A 15905-nucleotide genomic window follows, 5' to 3' on the forward strand; every position below is an offset into this window, starting at 1 on the left:
GTCAACAGACTGAGAAAACCTTGATACTAAGTCGTTACTTAAACCGCGAAGTCTTTACCAGTACGCTCGCCATTTTGGGCGTGTTATTTGCTATTTTTATTAGCCAGCGCATTGTTAAGTATTTAGCCCAAGCGGCATCTGGCGACATTACGGGCACCATGGTTTGGCAAATGGTTTTGTTGTATTCACCAGTACTGCTTGGTTTTTTGTTGCCTCTCGCTTTTTTCTTAGGCTGCCTACTGGCCTTTAGTCGCTTGTATGTGGATAGCGAAATGGCGGTGCTGCGCTCAGTGGGTGTCAGTGAGCGAAAGTTAATCAGTTTGTTAATTCCTATTGCCGTTATTGTGTCGCTTATCGGTGGTGCTGTAGCGTTGTGGTTGGCGCCAGTAGCGAATGAAACCACCTATCAAATACGAGACGAACACGCGAGTAAGCTAGAGCTGAGCATGCTTGAACCGGGTCGCTTTCAAATTTTTCAGGAAGGCGAAGGCGTGGTTTATGCGGACTCATCAGACAGCCCGAGTCATTTGGGTAATTTCTTCTTAGCGGAGTTGCCAGCAGAAAACAGCCCTTACACGCGAATCATTTCAGCTAAATCTGCTGAGCGTTACTATGATGAAGCTTTGGATAAAAACTTTCTTCAGCTCAATGATGGCCTGGTGTATGAACTGGATGCTGATAAAAATGTTCGTAAGATTACCGAGTTTGAACATTATTACGCGAGATTGGAAGCTGAGCGCTCGATTACGTCCCGTCGCAAAATCTCTGCAACACCGACCATGGAGTTGATTGAAACGGCTGACGGAAGCAGTTGGGCAGAACTTCATTGGCGACTGGCTGTACCTTTATCAGTGCCATTCTTATTATTCTTAGCGATTCCTTTGAGTCGGGTTAGGCCTCGAGAGGGCAAGTTTGCAAAAATGCTGCCTGCGCTGATGGTATATATTGGTTACATCGTTCTGATTGTTGTGTTTAGGAAATGGGTAGAGGCTGAAAAAATCCCTGGCTGGCTTGGATTTATTCCTATTTATATTGTGATGGGGCTGCTCGCCGCTCGCCTCCTTTATGCGCATGGCCGTGCAAACACTAAAAATACTGGCACACCTTCTGCCGAAGGCGGTGACTCATGAATATCTTAAAGTTTTATATTGGCAAAACCATCTTAGCGACGTCTTTGATGACGTTGTTAACTTTGGCGGTTATTCGTGTACTGTTTGCGTTGATTGATGAGAGTGGGGATTTCGATAAAGGGACTTACGCCTTTATCGATGGCTTGTCGTATTCGTTATTGCTGTCGCCACAGTATATTTATGAATTTTTCCCGATGGCGATTTTAATTGGTTCGATCGCTGGCTTAGGTATTTTAGCTTCTCGAAGCGAGCTGACGGTGATGCGAGCAGCCGGAAAAACCACTTGGCAAATTATTGGTGCAGCCTTGTCTTATGGTTTAATTCTGATCACATTCTCGGTTTTTCTCGGAGAATACGTTGCGCCTAAAACCACATTAATGGCGGAAAATCTTCGCAATAGAGCCTTGTATGGTGAGCAGTTCGTCGATAGTAATCAAGGTTTGTGGCTCAAAGATGGCGCGAATATGGTGCATGTGGGTGAGGTCATAGGCGCCTCTCGCTTGAGTGATGTTACCGTGTATGAATTCAATCGAGATAATGAGCTGACAAAAATGATTCATGCCAAGTCAGCGGAACTGATTGGCAATTCTTGGTCGTTGAGACAAGGTATCGTGACGCAGCTCGGAGCTACTCCGAGTGAAACGAATATTGGGAATAATAGTGACCAGCGTTTTGATAAAGTTGAGCGCTTACCGTTTACGGAAAAAGAGTGGCAAACCGGTATTAGTCTGGATAATTTGTCGGCCCTCAGCGTTGACCCAGAAAACATGAATATCGTTAATCTTTATCAATATCGTAGCTATTTGGCGAGCAATGGACTTGATACCAAAAATTACGACTTGGCATTTTGGCAGAAGGTGATTCAACCGATTAGTACCGCAGTCATGATTATTTTGGCAGCGTCCTTTATCTTCGGACCAATGAGAAGCGTATCGATGGGCGCGAGGGTGTTGGTTGGTGTGCTGACCGGTATGGTTTACTTCTTTGCCGTACGATCGTTTGGCCCAGTCAGCCTTGTCGCGGGGGTCCCCGCATTTTTAGGAGCTTTAATGCCGCCACTGATTTTTGCAGTCGCGGCATGGTATCTACTCAGAAGGGCGGGATAGGGTTCTATCCCTTCTTGAGGCTGGATATAATTATTAGCTTGGTGGAGTATATTGTTGCGAATTATCTTCAACTAGCAATTCAAAACTGTTCTCAGCATGCCCTTTAAGTTTGCTGGTTGCTGCTGTAACTGATACTTCTTTTAGGAAACTTTTATATCTACTGTTTTGGCTTTTGGCCAGAACTTTACATAGCCAAGCTGCCCCGTCCGCCATATAACTTTTTTCAGTATTTCTCTCTTCCCATACTTTATCAGCTACCAAGTCTAATGATTCCTGAGATAATTCATCAACTTGATTATAAAGTTTTTCTGCTATATCCCTTATCGTTCGTCCATTTTTCACACTCAGTAACTTTTCCACTTCTGCTGGGGAGAAGCTACCCTTATCAAGGGAAGGAATAACTCTATATAAATATAAGCTACCTCCAGCTCCTTTAATAAGTTGTAATTCCCCAAGGCTCCCATAAAAATAAGTGGTATAGGGCTTTCTTCTAGACCAAAAGCTATATGCTGTTTCCTTAACTGAGTCTGGTTCTCCTAGCTTTCCTTTAATTAGGCTAGCGCTTTCTCCTTCAGAGAGGTTAAGAAACTTTTCTTGCTTAGATAATTCTTCGTCAGAATCAGTACTACTGATAGCTGCTTTTTGTGAGGGTGCTAGTTGCTTTCGATATTGCTCTACGTCGACACCAGCTTCATACTCTTCATAGAGCTCAGTTTGTTTGTTCCCCATAGAATCTTCAAGCCATAACGCTGTGTATTCTTCTGAGAGGAAACCTTTTACTAGATAGTTCTGCTTTGGCTTTGGGGAAAACGTAATCGTCTTTTCAATGCTAAAGTCATCTCCAAACATGGCTTGTACAGGAGCAGCATAAACCACTCTAGCAACCAGCTTTAAGGTGACTTCGTTAGCAGGAACTTCACGCTGAAAACCTCGGGTTATCAAATTAGAACCTTGACCGTAGGTAGCTCCACGTGTGGCAGTAATAGTGTTCTCTACCTCTTGTCCGTTCACTTCCTCTACCGCATACATAAAAGCCTTGCTAATTGACTGTCTCTCTGAGGTATCAACTATTATGGCTGAGTCTCCAGAATAGCCCCCGAAATAACTCTCTTTTTTAGCGTATTGTGGTGCGCATGATGCTAAAAGAAATGCTGAAATAAGTAAGATTATCGTTTTTCTCATGTGATCCCTCATTATTATAATGAATGTTTATTTAATTTTGTCAGTTCCAGGTTTAGCTTTTTCAGGTAAAGCAACCACTCGTGTATTGGTCAAAATATCGTGCCAGCCAAGTCTTTTCTTAGTGAATGGACTGATAATCATGCCAAGGCCAAGTACCGAAGTAATGGCTCTAAACAACGCGGCTCCAAAGGTAACTGGTTTGCCGTTATCTTGAACCAGCATAATTTTCCAAGCACTCATCCCTACCGTCTGGCCGTAGCGGACGTGCGAGCCGACAAAGTATAGTAGCAATAGTAGCGTCGGGAACAATGAATAGATTTGGTAGGTTAGAGAGTCCTGCCAACCCGTTTCAATATTCATATCTTCAACGCCTAGCATCCAGTGAATCAGTGGGAACGTGAATAACCCCCACAAGAACCATATTGCGATGCTGATTAAAATATCATACAACCAAGCGCCCAGTTTTTTGGTAATCGGTGCTGGTGTGGTTATAAGTGATTGTGCTGTATTTTTTGTCATGGCTAAAGGCAGTTATGTCGTCATTCCCGCGAAGGCGGGAATCTTATAATAAATAAAGTGGATCTGTAGTCGTTAGATTCCCACCTTTGCGGGAATGACAGAATAAGGGCGCTAGTCTAGCAAAACAGGGCTCTGTAGACTAGCTGAAACACTCTTTTACAGCATTTCAATCGCACCGCTTTCATCAATAAGTTATTCCTGATATAAAAGGTGCATTGTTTGCTGAGTAGGTTTGAATAATGACATTAACAAAAACATTAATGGTTTCCGGCGCTTTATTGGCCAGTAGTATCACCGCGGTAGCCGGTGAGGATCATAGCCAATGGCTAGATGATTTCTTTCAAGAGGTGCAGGAGTATCGTCAGTCGCAAAACCCTGTATGGGCAGCTCGTGAGGGTGATGAGAGTGCGAAAGGAAAATTACGCGACGTCAGTCCTGAGGCATATGCTGATCGTAAAGTGAAGTTATTAGAACTTATCAAGGAACTAGAGAGTATCAAGCGTGACAATCTGCTCCAAGACGAGCAGATTAGTTACGACATGATGATGACCCAGTTGAAACAAGACGTGGCTGAGGTAGATTTTAAAGCGTACCAAATGCCGCTAACGTCAGAGTATGGCTTCCATGCACAGACAACTAATCTAGCCAATGCTTTCCGCTTTAGAACCGCGGACGATTATCAGGATTACATCGCCTTGTTGGAAGCGATACCGACGTTTTTCCAGCAAAATGTGTCCAACATGCGCAATGGAATAAAGCGTGGTTTTACAGTACCAAGAGCAGTACTAGATGGTTACAGCGATAGTATTAGCGTGTATATCAAAGATGATCCTAAAGAAACGGTTTGGTACCGACCTTTTAATAATATGCCGGATACCTTAAGTACGGAAGATCAGGCTGTTTTGCAGAAAAAAGCAGCTAAGGTGATTTCTAATAAGGTTTTACCACAATACCAAGCGTATCTGACATTCTTTGAAGATGAATACCTTCCTGCGGCGAAAAAGAGTATTGCCGCATATGACTTCCCAGATGGAAAGGCTTACTACCAAAATCAGATTAAACATTACACAACCTTGGATTTATCGCCAGATGAGATTCATGAGATTGGTCTAAAAGAAGTTGCCAGAATCCGCAAAGAAATGGAGGAGGTCATTGAGACCACGGGCTTTGAGGGTTCTTTCGAGGAGTTTTTGCACTTCTTACGAACTGATGAGCAGTTTTATGCAAAAACACCTGAGGAGCTGTTAAAAGAAGCAGCTTACATGTCAAAAAAGATGGATCATCAGCTTCCTAAGTTTTTCGGCAAATTACCGCGCCAACCCTACGGCGTTGTGCCTGTACCAGAGGAGATTGCACCGAAGTACACGACTGGTCGTTACTCAGGGGCTCCTATCGATAGTGATCGTGCAGGAGAGTACTGGGTGAATACCTATGCCTTAGAGAAGCGTCCATTGTACAATTTAGAAGCCCTCACCTTACACGAGGCGGTTCCGGGTCACCATTTACAGACCGCTTTGGCCCAAGAGCTAACGCACTTACCCAAGTTCCGTCAAAACACTTATATTTCAGCATTTGGTGAAGGGTGGGGGTTATACAGCGAGAAGCTGGGGCTAGAAGCCGGCTTTTATGAGGATCCCTACAGTAATTTCGGCCGATTAACTTATGAAATGTGGCGCGCTATGCGACTGGTTGTGGATACAGGCATGCACGCGAAAGGCTGGAGTCGTGAGAAAGCGATCAGCATGATGGAGAGCAATACTGCTTTGTCGACGCACAATGTTCGTACTGAAATTGATCGTTACATTAGCTGGCCAGCGCAAGCGCTTTCTTACAAGCTGGGCGAGCTGAAGATACTAGAGTTGCGTGAAAAAGCGGAGAAAGCGTTAGGTGAAAAGTTTGATATTCGCAAGTTCCATGACGCTGTTTTGGCCAATGGCTCGATTCCTCTTAGCGTACTCGAAGAGCAGATTGAGCAGTTTATTGAGTTAGAAAATCAGGAAGAGAAAGAGAGCCAATCATAGCTCAATCACTGAAAAAATAGACACGGTAACAGCACAAAGCCCAGCCATCGAGCTGGGCTTTTGTTTTTTGGCGTTCTCGTAAAAGATAAAAACACTTGACTTGGTATGAAAAATTACCATAATGACACCTAAAGGTTTCAATAAGGGTTGCTAAGCTATCTTTGTGATACTCTTGTTGTGTTTTAATAATTGGTAATGAGGTAAAATGATGAGTCAAAAGAATTGTGCAGAGACAGTGGATAGAGTTCAGACAGGCGTTGCTCGAGGGATGCTGGTATGTGGTGTCACTTATTTGATTTTGTTGTGGGAAACACTGACCGAGAAGGGGCGCTTAAATGAAATTTTAGATTTTGCGTCTATCCTAGGTTCTGGTTTAACGATCATAGTGACGTTTGTCTCTTTGTGGCCAGTGATTAAGCAAAAGTTGACTGGAAAGATGCTTGTCAAAAACGAAACCGAAAGTTTCGTTTCAGGCGCCATGCTGGCAAGTTTTAAAAATGGATGGATTGCTTTAACCTTAACGTTGGTCGTTTTATTAGGCACTTCGAAGTTTTTAGACAGCTTAGCGTTACCACTACGATTTTACTTCGTGTTATTGTTCGCTGTTGCCGTACTTTCAGCCAGCATAAGCTTTTTCTGGCTCACGCGAGAGGATGATCTGGAAGAGCTAGAGGAGTAGTGCTATGCACCCCGAACTTGATAATCGCATTCGAGTTTTTCGAGCTGAGCATCGCATGAGCCAAAGTGACTTGGCGGAAGCTATTGGTGTATCGAGAAAAACCATCAGTACGATTGAGGTGGGAAAGTTTGTTCCTTCAACGATCATTGCACTGAAAATAGCCGAGTATTTTAATGCTCCTGTGGAAGAGGTTTTCAGTCTGATTAAGACTGAGGAGTAAATGGCCGAAAAAGCTCTTTAACAGTATTGCAATAACAGCTTATTGGTTTATAATGCCCCGCACTTTTAAGGAGTTATCGCCTCTTAAAAGTGCGAAAAAAAGTGCCGGAGTGATGGAATTGGTAGACATGACGGATTCAAAATCCGTTGCTCTTGCGAGCGTGGCGGTTCAAGTCCGCCCTCCGGTACCATCTTTCTTAGAATCCTTTTTTCATATCAAATCTTCCTGCAAGCGCTTTAGTTATAAATCTAAGTTTATTCATTGATTCTCTTCAGTCATTGCTCCTCCGAAAAAAATTATTTATGTTAACTGGATCACAGTTGTGATCTAAAGCTGGTTGTACCAGAGGTCTAGACAGCCAAATGTAACCATAAAATCCTTTATGGCAAGTCAAATTCAACTTGTTTTTGTTGGTGTGCGTTTTAATGCTTGGTGACTATAAGCTACTGTTGTTTTATTATTGGCGCATAATTCTTATATTTCAATTAGATATATGATGCTACCTGTTTGACATGTGTTCGTATTTCCAGCTTTTAAGTTTAAAACGAGTGTTTTTTACAGTAAGAAATATTGATGCTATAAATCTTCTCAGCTTAGTTATTCTAATGAATTGCTGAGCTTATTAAGAAAAAACAAACAAAACACACAGTAACACCGATGGGGGTAGTCGATGTTTAGAAAACTCATGCTGTTAATCGCAGCACTCACCTTTACTGGGCTTAGTCATGCAAATACAGGCGTGGCTTTTGTTCATGGCACAGGCAGTCAAAGTGATGCCTATAATGATTACTGGACGGGCAGCTTTGTTCAGTCAGTGATTCAGGGCCTTCCTAACTCAAGTAATTACACCGTCATTAATTGTGACTTTACTCAATACATGTGGACATCTGGCGCTGCGGGTTGCTTAGCTGGACAGTTGACCACCTTCATTAACCAAAAGGGGATAACCAGTCTAACTTTAATCACGCACTCAAACGGCGGGAATGTTGCACGTTGGATTATGTCGAATCCTACTTGGGATAGCCGTTATCCGAACATTATCAATCGAATCGATGAAGTTATCGCTTTGGCGCCATCAAGTGGCGGTACGCCTTTAGCCGATGCTGTGATTGATGGTAATGTTTTTGAGTCAGCCTTGGGCTGGTTGTTGGGTTATAAGAATGATGCTGTTCGCATGCAGCAAGAAGCATGGATGGCGAGTTATAACGCCAACTGGCTATACGGTACAGGTGGTAGACCGGGTTTACCTAAGCCGTTTCGAAGTGTCGTTGGTACGGATGTAGAGTCCGCTATCTGGGATAGTGATAGTTACTGTGGTGGCTATGCTCAAAACGTTGGTTTGGAGTTTACTCAGAACTGGTTGGATAGTTGTTCTGATGGGTTCTTAAATTGTAGCTCGCAAAATGCAGCTGGATCAGTATGGTTTTATGACACCAGCAAGACTTACGGTGATGAGCCGTTGAGTCATGCCCAAAGCAGACGCAAGTGCTTTGGTTTAGATGCATTTCTACGTAACCGAATTTAAGGAGTTATCATGAGAACTTTATTATTAACGTCAATGATCATTTCTTTGAGTGGTGTTGCCGTAGCCGATTCTACTAGCTCAAAGTCACAGCGTGACCACTTATACACTGGGCAGCCGGGCAATACCGCTCCTGCCCAACCAGATAGCCAGCGTGAAATGAAAAACGTGAGCTACAGCTTTCCAATTAACAATATCCAGCAAATAGACTTTTCGCAAAAGCAGTCTCATGTGCAAAGTCGTCAATATATGAAGGATGTAACGGGAGCACAATTAAAGTCTGGTATTGTTCTGACCACTTCTGCTAAAGGTGCGTTAGTGCGAATCTCTGCTTTTGACGGACAAAGTGCTGTAGAGCCAGAGCAGTTAACGGTTCGAAGCCCAAAAGGGCAGGTTTATCAGCAGGGGAAAGCTTTTGATACTCTGGTCAGTAGTCATGCGATGCAAAAAAATGGCATGGGCTTTCAACAAGGCACGACGGGGTTCAAAATGGATGATAGCTTGGGTGCTGGGCGTTTTTCACTGAAAGCGGAGAAAGGTGTATCTAGTCATGGCAAGTACCGCATCAATGTCTTTGAAAAAAACAGCGACACAGAAATGCACTTAACGGCTAATAAAAGTAATTATCTTAATGAGGATGTATTGAGTGTTAATGCTTCGGTATTTGCACAGGGTAAAACTCAAGATATTGTCAGCATTAAAGGGCAGATAGTATCGCCAACAGGTAAAACTTTTAAGGTTGACTTTACGCCAAGCAAAGACGGCTACTCGTTGAGCAAACCTTTGGATATGTCTGCTGACACAGTCCCGGGAGCCCTTTGGGAGCTACATACTGAAACTCAAGTGAAACGCAATGGAGAAGTCATTCAGCGTAATGCGCAATTACCTTTTGCTTTTGCCGAAAAGACAGCAAAGTTGTCTGCTGAGCCTGTAATGTCAGGTCAAAAGCAAAGTCCAGTCGCGACTATTCCGGTTAACGCAAGTGTTGATGGTCGTTATGAAGTCCGCGCTGTACTTTATGGCACAGATGCTCACGGCAATTTGAAACCTGTGATGATGACGCATAGCGCAGCTAACCTTGCTGCTGGTGAAGGTGCTATTCACATGAAGTTTGATTCTCAGCTATTAAAGCAAGCAGGCGTCACAGCCCCTTACGAAGTCAAGCAGCTAGAGCTTCGTGATCAAGGTCAGATGGCACTGATGCAATAAACGCCAAGTGGAGTAGAAAAAAGCCGCGGTTATCGCGGCTTTTTTTGTTTGGTAATACTCGTATTCTTTAACTATTAGAGCTTTTTAAGGGCTTCATAGTAATGAGTAATAGCGGCAGTAACGTTAGGTTTAAGAATAATGCCACAGCCATGGCTAAGCCCGTTAATAGGCCGAAATAAATTGATGGAATAAATTCTGATAGCGCTAAGATAGCAAAGCCGAAGATGACGGTAACACCGGTATAATAAATCGCCTTACCGATACTGCCGTGACAGCGTTTCATGGTTTCAAGATAATCATTATCTTTTACGAACTCTGCTTTGAAGCGGTGGACATAATGGATCGAATTATCAACGGCAATACCAATGACAATTGCGGCGATAGTAATGGTCATCATGTCCATCGGAACACCCATCCATCCCATGATCCCAAGAACCAATGCAGCTGAGAGTGCGTTTGGAATCGTTGCTAAAATGGCTAAAACTACGGAGCGGAATAGGATGACAAACATCAACAAGATGGCCAAGTAAACTGCACCGATAGTCTTAATTTGCGAGTCAAACAAACTCTCAAGCATGTTGTTGTAGAGCACAAGCATACCCGTGAAATGGACTCTGTCTTCAGCAATGCTTTCCTCATTAACGATATAGTCGTTTATCGTATTAATAAGCTCTGCACGCTTTAGATCATGGTTCGTTTCTTGAACGCGAATATTGATTCGAATTTGATCACCAGCTTCTGAAAGGTAAGGTTTCATTAATACCGAGCGGACTTCGGCCGGTGTTTTCTGGTGGACAAGGCTCAAAGTCAATTCATCGGGATATTCGCCGTCATTCATCGTCTCCAAAACTTTGGAGTAAGTGGCGATGGATTGCACCTTGCCTGTGACACCTAGGCTATCGATAAAATCATGGATACGTTCAACTTGCTTAAGCTTGGCCCCTGTAAACCAGTAGCCAGGATCGTAGATACCACTATCAAACTCATCGCCAAACTCATCAGCGAATTCGTCATCAGCAACGAGCGCAGACTCTTCACCTTTATCAATCACAATATCCAACGGAGTGGTTCCGCCAAGTTTTTGATCGATGACCGTCATGCCTTGGTAGATTTCTGTGCTTGGCTTGAAGTAATCGATAAAACGGTTTTCAACTTTAAGCTGGGTAATACCGTAAGCGCTAAAGGCTATGATAGCAGTGGTTAAAACGAATATCGTGACCTTATAGTTAACGGTAAAGCTGTAAATCCAGTTGGTGATTTTGTAAGTAATACTGGTGCCACTGGTGTGAGCGTCTTTCTTTTGAAGTTGGATAAAACTTGGAAAGATAATGAATGTGACAACGAAGCCAAGCACGATGCCGATGGTCATAATCCAGCCAAAATCAATAACGGGACGAATACCACTAATGAGGAGTGAGATAAAAGCTACGATAGTGGTCAGTGCGGTATAAAAGCATGGCCAGAACATGGTTTTTAGAGTTTGTGAGACTCTTAACTCTTGGCTTGAGTCTGGGTTTGCCGAAATGAAATCTCGGTAATAGACCGCTAAGTGAACATTCAGCGCCAATATCACGATGAGCAATATTGACGGGAAGTTTGAGGATATAACGGTAATTCGCCAATCCAGAAAGCTGAGTAACCCCGCCAGCATAATGACGCTAACTAAGCAGGAAAATAAAGGTAGGACAACCCAACGAAGCTTACCGAAAAAGACAAACAACGCCAGCATGATAAACAGCAGTATGCCAATACCAAACACAGTGATGTCATGCTGAATGAAGGTTAGCATGTCATTGGTAATCATCGAGATGCCACCGAGGTGCATGGAGGCAATATCTCGGTAATCTTCCATGATGGTTCTGACTTCTGAAATGATAGCGCTTGTACGCTCAGAGACTTTCTTGCTGTAAGCATCGAACTCAGATTCTACTTGAGTTAATTTCTGTTGCTCTTCTGCGGATAGCTGCTGTTGTGAGCTTTTAGCTCTAAGTTCATCGCGGGCGTTTAACAATGAAAAATACTGTTCATCACGTTTGAAATTTATTTGTACCGCGCTCGTTTGTCCGTCTTCACCGACTAAAAGATTTTTGTAAATGGGACTTGAGGTGAATTCTTCTAGGGCTTCCTCTCTATCGATTGAAGCGCTTTGTAAGGTTGGGATTTCTTCGCCCAAAGCATCAGTATCTAACGTTAATCCTTGCAGCAGGGGTACATTAAGAATGCTGTTAATGGTTGAGACCGTTTGGACATCTTTCAACTCACTGGTCAGTGACTTTAATCCGTTAATAGATTCGTCACTCATCAATCCTTTTTCAGGCTGCCAGGTAATAATTAGAAAGTCATCTGAGCCATACTGCTCATTCACCTGGCGGTAGTACTCCAAAGATTGATCGTTTTCGAGAACTAGGGATTCGCCCGAGGCATCGAGTCTGAACTTATGCAATTGACTCGCGGCTAACACCGTTAAGGCAATAACAAGAAGCAGGCTTACCAGTGGGTGGTCAAGGACAGTTCTTTTATAAAGAGTAAAGAAAAAGCTTTCTTTGTGTTGGGTCATTATGAGTCCTAGTTCGTTTCATCGCTCGGTGGTGCGTAAAGCTTTGGCATGGCTCGCACGCTTTTAACGATGTTATCTTTGATTTGCAAAATTTCCATGGGGTAACCATACAGTCGCAAGCAGGTACCTGACTGTGGAATGGTTTCTAAATACTCAGTGATCAGTCCATTCAACGTTTTAGGACCTTCTGTTGGCAGCTCCCACTCTAAAGTCTTATTAAGATCCCGAATAGTCACGGTAGCATCAATCAAGTAAGCCTCATCGCCGTCTTTTTGGATATCGCTATTGATATTAGACATTTCGGTAGTGAAGTCGCCAACGATTTCTTCCAAAATATCATCAAGAGTCACTAATCCTTCAATATCGCCATACTCATCCACCACTAAGCCGATACGATCACGCTTACGTTGGAATTTCATTAATTGGGTATGGAGTGGAGTGCCTTCTGGCACATAATAAATGGGGTCTAAGTGGTCGAGTAATCCTTCTGATGAGTTGGATTCCATTTCAAGCACGCGGCCAAAGTTGCGTGCATGTAATAAGCCTTCTACGTTATCAATCTCGCCACGGAAGACCAGTAGACGAGTGTGGATGCTGTTACGGATCTGCTCCAAAATGTAGTCCATATCATCATTGAGGTCGATGCCGATAATTTCATTACGAGGCACCATAATGTCATCAACAGTGACGGTTTCTAAGTCAAGAATACTCAGCAGCATCTTCTGGTGCCGGCGCGGGATCATGGCTCCAGCCTCATTTACCACGGTTCTTAATTCTTCTTGGCTTAGGTTGTCCCCTTGATCTGAGCTGGCGTTAACGCCAAACAAGCGTAATAAACCATTAGCGAGCATGCTAATAAGTTTGATCGCGGGGTGGAACAGAGTTGACAGAATTTTGAGTGTTGGGGCTGCGAAAAAAGAAATCTTCTCAGGGTTCAATGCGGCCAAGGTTTTCGGTGTGACCTCTGCGAAAATCAATATGACTACCGTTAACATCAGTGTCGCAGCGAAAATACCCCCTTCGCCCCAGAAGCGAATAGCGATAACGGTCGCAATTGCTGACGCAAGAATATTAACGATATTGTTGCCAAGCAAAATCAAGCCGAGTAATTTATCCGGGCGTTTCAGCATCTCGTACACTCGTTTGGCACTTTTATCTCCGCTACGTGCGCGATGTTTTAAGCGGTATCGATTGAGCGACATCATGCCTGTTTCTGAGCTTGAGAAGAATGCCGATAAGAGTATCAGCAAACCCAGTATTAAGAATAAGGTTCCCGTTGACAGTGATTCCAAAAATGAACTCCGTTATTGTTGTTATAAAATGTATTGGATAACCAATTTAGTGCCAATGAACCCTATGCTCAGAATAACAAAAGCGATGATGCAAAATCTCGCAAAGCGAATACCGCTAAGTTTTGAGCTCTTATACCCTATGTAAAATGTACAGAAGCTGAACCAAGCAAGTAAGGACAGAATAATTTTGTGAAGCGGTTGGTCATTAATCACCGACTTGGGCAGACCAAAACCCAGCGCAAAGGCAACGCCTAGGCTGATAATGCCTGATAGGACCAAGATCGATAAGAAGCGCTCCATCTCCAATAGCGGCGGCAATAACGGGTGAATGCTTGAAGGCTTGTGCCTGAGCTTGTTATGCAGGATAAGCACCAAGATGCTTTGTAAGGTCGCAGCTAATAGCAGGCTGAAGCCAATGATGGATAACCAGACGTGGAGCACGCCGAGCCCATTGTTACTAAAGTTAACCATATTGGGCTCTTCAGGAATAATGGTTAACCAGTTGATCACGCCAGCAATGATTGCGGTATACAGCATCAAGTGAGGTGTTTGCTTACTGAAACGATAGATGGCTACCAATAACACTAAAATAAAAGTGATCAGCGATACTAGATTCAGTAACGACAGGTTTTGGCCAGGTTCACCACTTCTATCGATCAGTAAGTAGACCGTAAACAGATGTAATACTGCTGGAATGAGTGGCAGCCATTTTCCCCAATCTGGCACTTGCTGCTCGGGATGCTTAATACGCTGCATCAAAAACAGTGCAAGGCCTAGGTAGGCAAGTCCGGTTATCACTTGAAAAATTAGAGTCACTTTATTGTAAATAGTTATCAGTCAATTCTATTGGCTATTTTAGAGGAAAACCGCGCGTTAACAAGCGGTTCTATTCATAAAATAGTGCCACACAGCTCTTGTTTATTCGTTATAATGCCTCATAATTTTTATATAGACCCATTTTCGAGACTGTTTGAGCAATTTCAAGGGATGCCTAAGTTAGCATTGTCGCTACAACAGCCGATAGTCCAAAAATTCAGAGAGTGAGTAATACAGCATGTTTGATAACCTAAGTGATCGCCTTTCCGGGGCTCTCAAAAACCTCACCGGTAAAGGCAAAATTAATGAAGACAACATTAAGGAAACCTTGCGCGAAGTACGCATGGCGTTGCTTGAAGCTGATGTTGCATTACCTGTCGTCAAAGAATTTATTGCGGCTGTCAAAGAGCGAGCCGTCGGCGCGGAAGTGGGTAAGGCGTTAGACCCAGGGCAAGCTTTCATCAAAATCGTTAATGATGAAATGATTAAGGCTATGGGTGCTGAGAACGATGCACTTGACCTGAATGCCAAGCCACCAGTGGTAATTTTATTGGCCGGTTTACAAGGCGCGGGTAAAACGACCAGTGCCGGTAAACTCTCTCACTTGCTGATTAACCGCGAGAAAAAATCGGTCATGGTGGCTAGCGCTGACGTTTACCGTCCGGCTGCGATTAAGCAGTTAGAAACCGTGGCTGGTGAAGTGGGCGCGACTTTCTTCCCAAGTACAACTGAGCAAAAGCCTGTTGATATCGCAAAGAACGCGATCGAAGAAGCGCGTAAGCAGTTCGCTGATGTGGTCATTATTGATACTGCAGGTCGTTTGGCGGTCGATGAAGCTATGATGAGCGAGATCAGTGAGTTGCAGCAGGCCATCAACCCGACGGAAACCTTGTTTGTGGTTGACTCCATGACCGGTCAGGATGCAGCTAACACGGCGAAAGCCTTTAATGATGCTTTGGATTTAAGCGGTGTCATCTTAACCAAGGCTGATGGTGACGCCCGAGGTGGTGCTGCGCTGTCTATCCGCCAAATTACCGGTAAGCCAATCAAGTTTATTGGTATGGGCGAAAAGCTGGATCAGTTAGAGCCTTTCCACCCAGAGCGTGTTGCGTCACGTATTTTGGGCATGGGCGATGTGCTGAGCTTGATTGAAGAAGTCGAGCGTAAAGTCGATAAGAAGAAAGCTGAGAAAGTCGCCAAGAAAATCATGAAGGGGAAAGGATTTGACCTTCAGGATTTCCGTGAGCAATTGATGCAAATGTCGAATATGGGCGGTATGGCTGGTTTGATGGATAAGCTACCGGGTATGGGACAAATCCCAGAAGCGGCAAAGCAAAAAGTCATGAATGATAAGTCGACTGGTCGAATGATTGCCATGATAAATTCCATGACGCCCAAAGAGCGCGCCCGTCCAGAGCTGATCAAAGGGTCACGTAAAAAGCGTATTGCCAACGGTTCAGGCACGCAAATTCAAGACGTTAATCGCCTTCTAAAACAGTTTAATCAAATGCAGAAGATGATGAAGAAAATGAAGGGTAAAGGCGGCATGATGAAGATGATGCGCGGGATGCAGGGGATGAACCCTCCTGGCGGTGGAATGGGAGGTATGCCTCCTTTTGGTCGAAAATAGGTTGTACTCATATTCTATTTCG

General features: G+C 43.8%; 13 protein-coding genes and 1 tRNA gene. 9 read left to right on the plus strand and 5 right to left on the minus strand.

What is annotated here, in order from left to right; all coding sequences use genetic code 11:
* The first annotated feature begins 20 nt into the window (after positions 1-20).
* Positions 21-1130 carry an LPS export ABC transporter permease LptF gene (lptF, locus tag ABD943_RS10185; protein WP_345293082.1) on the plus strand — a complete coding sequence of 370 codons (1110 nt, stop codon included), beginning with the start codon at positions 21-23 and terminating at the stop codon, positions 1128-1130.
* Positions 1127-2236: an LPS export ABC transporter permease LptG gene (gene lptG, locus ABD943_RS10190; RefSeq protein WP_345293083.1), complete on the plus strand. Its 1110-nt coding sequence runs from the start codon at positions 1127-1129 to the stop codon at positions 2234-2236. Before lptF ends, lptG begins: the two co-directional genes overlap by 4 nt.
* Before the next feature lie 33 nt (positions 2237-2269).
* Here the strand turns inward: lptG and ABD943_RS10195 are convergent, their stop codons facing one another.
* Complete coding sequence (locus tag ABD943_RS10195) at positions 2270-3418, minus strand: hypothetical protein (RefSeq protein ID WP_345293084.1); 1149 nt, start codon at positions 3416-3418, stop codon at positions 2270-2272.
* 27 nt (positions 3419-3445) lie between these two features.
* Positions 3446-3937 carry an RDD family protein gene (locus tag ABD943_RS10200; protein WP_345293085.1) on the minus strand — a complete coding sequence of 164 codons (492 nt, stop codon included), beginning with the start codon at positions 3935-3937 and terminating at the stop codon, positions 3446-3448.
* Between the two features lie 239 nt (positions 3938-4176).
* On the opposite strand from ABD943_RS10200, the gene ABD943_RS10205 reads away from it, so the two are divergent.
* From ABD943_RS10205 to ABD943_RS10230, 6 genes are all read left to right on the plus strand, one after another.
* Positions 4177-5958, plus strand: coding sequence for a DUF885 domain-containing protein (locus ABD943_RS10205; RefSeq protein ID WP_345293086.1), 1782 nt, complete (start codon positions 4177-4179; stop codon positions 5956-5958).
* A gap of 205 nt (positions 5959-6163) precedes the next feature.
* Positions 6164-6637, plus strand: coding sequence for a hypothetical protein (locus tag ABD943_RS10210; RefSeq protein WP_345293087.1), 474 nt, complete (start codon positions 6164-6166; stop codon positions 6635-6637).
* A 4-nt stretch (positions 6638-6641) separates the two neighbouring features.
* Entirely contained in the window at positions 6642-6857 is a 216-nt protein-coding gene (locus ABD943_RS10215) for a helix-turn-helix transcriptional regulator (protein WP_345293088.1), read from the plus strand.
* A gap of 103 nt (positions 6858-6960) precedes the next feature.
* Positions 6961-7047 (plus strand) — tRNA-Leu (locus ABD943_RS10220).
* Positions 7048-7542: 495 nt separating this feature from the next.
* Positions 7543-8382: a lipase family protein gene (locus ABD943_RS10225; protein WP_345293376.1), complete on the plus strand. Its 840-nt coding sequence runs from the start codon at positions 7543-7545 to the stop codon at positions 8380-8382.
* A gap of 9 nt (positions 8383-8391) precedes the next feature.
* Positions 8392-9588 carry a DUF4785 domain-containing protein gene (locus ABD943_RS10230; RefSeq protein ID WP_345293089.1) on the plus strand — a complete coding sequence of 399 codons (1197 nt, stop codon included), beginning with the start codon at positions 8392-8394 and terminating at the stop codon, positions 9586-9588.
* Positions 9589-9655: 67 nt separating this feature from the next.
* Here the strand turns inward: ABD943_RS10230 and ABD943_RS10235 are convergent, their stop codons facing one another.
* From ABD943_RS10235 to ccsA, 3 genes are read right to left on the minus strand one after another with little or no spacing between them, the layout of a single operon-like run.
* Positions 9656-12145: an efflux RND transporter permease subunit gene (locus ABD943_RS10235; protein ID WP_345293090.1), complete on the minus strand. Its 2490-nt coding sequence runs from the start codon at positions 12143-12145 to the stop codon at positions 9656-9658.
* Between the two features lie 8 nt (positions 12146-12153).
* Positions 12154-13437 (minus strand): HlyC/CorC family transporter, encoded by a 1284-nt coding sequence (locus tag ABD943_RS10240; RefSeq protein ID WP_345293091.1) that lies wholly within the window; start codon positions 13435-13437, stop codon positions 12154-12156.
* 21 nt (positions 13438-13458) lie between these two features.
* Complete coding sequence (ccsA, locus tag ABD943_RS10245; protein ID WP_345293092.1) at positions 13459-14193, minus strand: cytochrome c biogenesis protein CcsA; 735 nt, start codon at positions 14191-14193, stop codon at positions 13459-13461.
* Between the two features lie 298 nt (positions 14194-14491).
* Here ccsA and ffh point away from each other — a divergent pair, with 298 nt between their 5' ends.
* Positions 14492-15883, plus strand: coding sequence for a signal recognition particle protein (gene ffh / locus ABD943_RS10250; protein WP_345293093.1), 1392 nt, complete (start codon positions 14492-14494; stop codon positions 15881-15883).
* The last annotated feature ends 22 nt before the right edge of the window (positions 15884-15905 follow it).

The organism is Kangiella marina (genome assembly GCF_039541235.1).
Lineage (GTDB): Bacteria > Pseudomonadota > Gammaproteobacteria > Enterobacterales > Kangiellaceae > Kangiella > Kangiella marina.

Bases quoted from the DNA above. Each gene is read 5' to 3' on its own strand.
- lptG (WP_345293083.1), top strand. From the start codon at position 1,127: ATGAATATCTTAAAGTTTTATATTGGCAAAACCATCTTAGCGACGTCT.
- ABD943_RS10195 (WP_345293084.1), bottom strand. From the start codon at position 3,418: ATGAGAAAAACGATAATCTTACTTATTTCAGCATTTCTTTTAGCATCA.
- ABD943_RS10200 (WP_345293085.1), bottom strand. From the start codon at position 3,937: ATGACAAAAAATACAGCACAATCACTTATAACCACACCAGCACCGATT.
- ABD943_RS10205 (WP_345293086.1), top strand. From the start codon at position 4,177: ATGACATTAACAAAAACATTAATGGTTTCCGGCGCTTTATTGGCCAGT.
- ABD943_RS10210 (WP_345293087.1), top strand. From the start codon at position 6,164: ATGATGAGTCAAAAGAATTGTGCAGAGACAGTGGATAGAGTTCAGACA.
- ABD943_RS10215 (WP_345293088.1), top strand. From the start codon at position 6,642: ATGCACCCCGAACTTGATAATCGCATTCGAGTTTTTCGAGCTGAGCAT.
- ABD943_RS10225 (WP_345293376.1), top strand. From the start codon at position 7,543: ATGCTGTTAATCGCAGCACTCACCTTTACTGGGCTTAGTCATGCAAAT.
- ABD943_RS10230 (WP_345293089.1), top strand. From the start codon at position 8,392: ATGAGAACTTTATTATTAACGTCAATGATCATTTCTTTGAGTGGTGTT.
- ABD943_RS10235 (WP_345293090.1), bottom strand. From the start codon at position 12,145: ATGACCCAACACAAAGAAAGCTTTTTCTTTACTCTTTATAAAAGAACT.
- ccsA (WP_345293092.1), bottom strand. From the start codon at position 14,193: ATGCAGCGTATTAAGCATCCCGAGCAGCAAGTGCCAGATTGGGGAAAA.
- ffh (WP_345293093.1), top strand. From the start codon at position 14,492: ATGTTTGATAACCTAAGTGATCGCCTTTCCGGGGCTCTCAAAAACCTC.